Origin of the sequence: Pseudomonas edaphica (assembly GCF_005863185.1) — a bacterium.
Lineage (GTDB): Bacteria > Pseudomonadota > Gammaproteobacteria > Pseudomonadales > Pseudomonadaceae > Aquipseudomonas > Aquipseudomonas edaphica.
The window spans coordinates 1-1713 of sequence record NZ_VBVZ01000911.1; the positions used below are offsets into that span (position 1 = coordinate 1).

The following is a 1713-nucleotide window of genomic DNA, read 5'->3' on the forward strand; positions in this document are numbered from 1 at the left end:
CCCCGACGGGGTTACGCGGTGCTGGGGTCGCCGACCTATACCTTCCAAGGGGAAACCCATGGCAATCGTTTGTTTGGCAAAACCTTGGCGCCCTGTACATAAAGGCTCAGGGCAGGGTGATGTAGTCGTTCTGTTGGATGATCGGCTGGTGCGCGCCTGGCACCAGGTGAACATAGCGACCGTCCACCAGATCGATAGGCAGGCAGTCGTCAATATCCATCACGCCATCGGTATGGGCCTGCGACCAGTGCTGCAATAGCTGCTGCTGGCCTTTGCGCTTGGCTTCCTGTTTGTCGCGAGCCACCACCAGTAAGTAATGGTGGGCCTCGCCGAACACCTTGGCTTCATAACCACCCAGGTTGATGAAGTACAGGTGATGGGCACCTGCAGGCGGCGCCATTTGGCTGAGTTCGACTTTCCAGCCGTCTACGCCATCGACGGCCATCCAGGCGTCGATATGCATGCCCTTGGGGCTGCCGAACCAGCCGTCTCGCAATTGCGGGTAGGTGGCTTGCAGCGTGTCCGCCACTGCGAACACCACATCGTGAACTTCGATTTTGGCCCTTGGGTGCTTGCCCCCGAGCATGACAACAAACAGCATTACAGGTCCTGCCTGGTGATTGGGTAAAGGCTAACCATACTTCGATTGAACCCTTTTGTCCGGTCAGTGCCACACTGTTAATTCGCCAACTCATCAGGAGGTTGTTATGCGCACCATTGATCTGGCCGGTATTCCCGTGCCTGTCATCGGCCAAGGTACCTGGCGTATGGGTGAAAACCCGGACCTGCGCAAAGCTGAAGTCGCCGCGTTGCAATTGGGTATCGACGAGGGCATGAGCCTGATCGACACCGCTGAAATGTACGGCGAAGGTGGCGCCGAAAAGGTGGTAGGCGAGGCCATTCGTGGCAAGCGCGACCAGGTGTTCCTGGTCAGTAAAATCTACCCTCACAATGCCAGCCACAAGGGCGTGCCGCGTGCCTGTGACGCCAGCCTTCAGCGGCTGGGCACTGATTATATCGACCTGTACCTGTTGCACTGGCGCGGCCAGTACCCGCTCGAAGAATCCGTCGAAGCGTTCGAACGTCTGCGCGAGGCAGGCAAGATCGGTCGTTGGGGTGTTTCCAACTTCGACATCGCCGACCTGCAGGAACTTGCATCCCCCGCGTGTGCCACCAACCAGGTGCTCTACAACATCGAAGAGCGGGGTATCGAGTTCGACCTGTTGCCATGGTGGCAACAGCACCATTTACCACTGATGGCGTACTGCCCAATCGCCCAGGGCGGCGAACTGCTGTCCAGCCCGACGCTCAAGCAAATTGCCCACCGACATGAGGCCACACCCGCACAGATCGCCCTGGCCTGGGTACTGCGTCAGGAGGGTGTGATTGCCATTCCCAAGGCGGTGAGCCCCGAGCATGTGCGGCTGAACGCAAGTGCCGCGAAACTGGTGCTGGATGAGCACGATCTGGATGCGATCGACCGCGTGTTCGGTGCACCCAAGCGCAAGCATCCACTGTCAATGGTGTAGCAAGCGTGCAGAAACGCTGCCGTCCATGGCCGGCGTTTCTGCGTCACCCAGGGTTAGCCGGCGACCGGGCTACGCCAGTCGTCCGAGCCGGAAGTACCCGCCACTTCGTGCGTCCAGATGATCTTGCGATAGGTGAAATGCACATCTTCCAAATGCGTGAAGTGCGCGTTTTCCGGTGCCTGGC

The 1713-nt window shown here is 59.1% G+C and carries 2 protein-coding genes and 1 pseudogene; 1 reads left to right on the forward strand and 2 read right to left on the reverse strand.

Annotated features, from left to right (window positions below):
• Positions 1-106 precede the first annotated feature (106 nt).
• The gene (locus FEM54_RS31995; RefSeq protein WP_017136835.1) at positions 107-601 is read right to left on the reverse strand and encodes a DUF1543 domain-containing protein; all 495 of its coding nucleotides are present in this window, start codon (positions 599-601) and stop codon (positions 107-109) included.
• Between the two features lie 106 nt (positions 602-707).
• Here FEM54_RS31995 and FEM54_RS32000 point away from each other — a divergent pair, with 106 nt between their 5' ends.
• Positions 708-1529 (forward strand): aldo/keto reductase, encoded by an 822-nt coding sequence (locus tag FEM54_RS32000; protein WP_099547818.1) that lies wholly within the window; start codon positions 708-710, stop codon positions 1527-1529.
• Between the two features lie 53 nt (positions 1530-1582).
• Here the strand turns inward: FEM54_RS32000 and FEM54_RS32005 are convergent.
• A pseudogene (locus tag FEM54_RS32005) lies at positions 1583-1713 on the reverse strand (Hcp family type VI secretion system effector); the annotation flags it as partial.

What these genes read in the sequence shown, in the direction of transcription:
- FEM54_RS31995 (WP_017136835.1), bottom strand. Translation starts at nt 601, where the DNA reads ATGCTGTTTGTTGTCATGCTCGGGGGCAAGCACCCAAGGGCCAAAATC.
- FEM54_RS32000 (WP_099547818.1), top strand. Translation starts at nt 708, where the DNA reads ATGCGCACCATTGATCTGGCCGGTATTCCCGTGCCTGTCATCGGCCAA.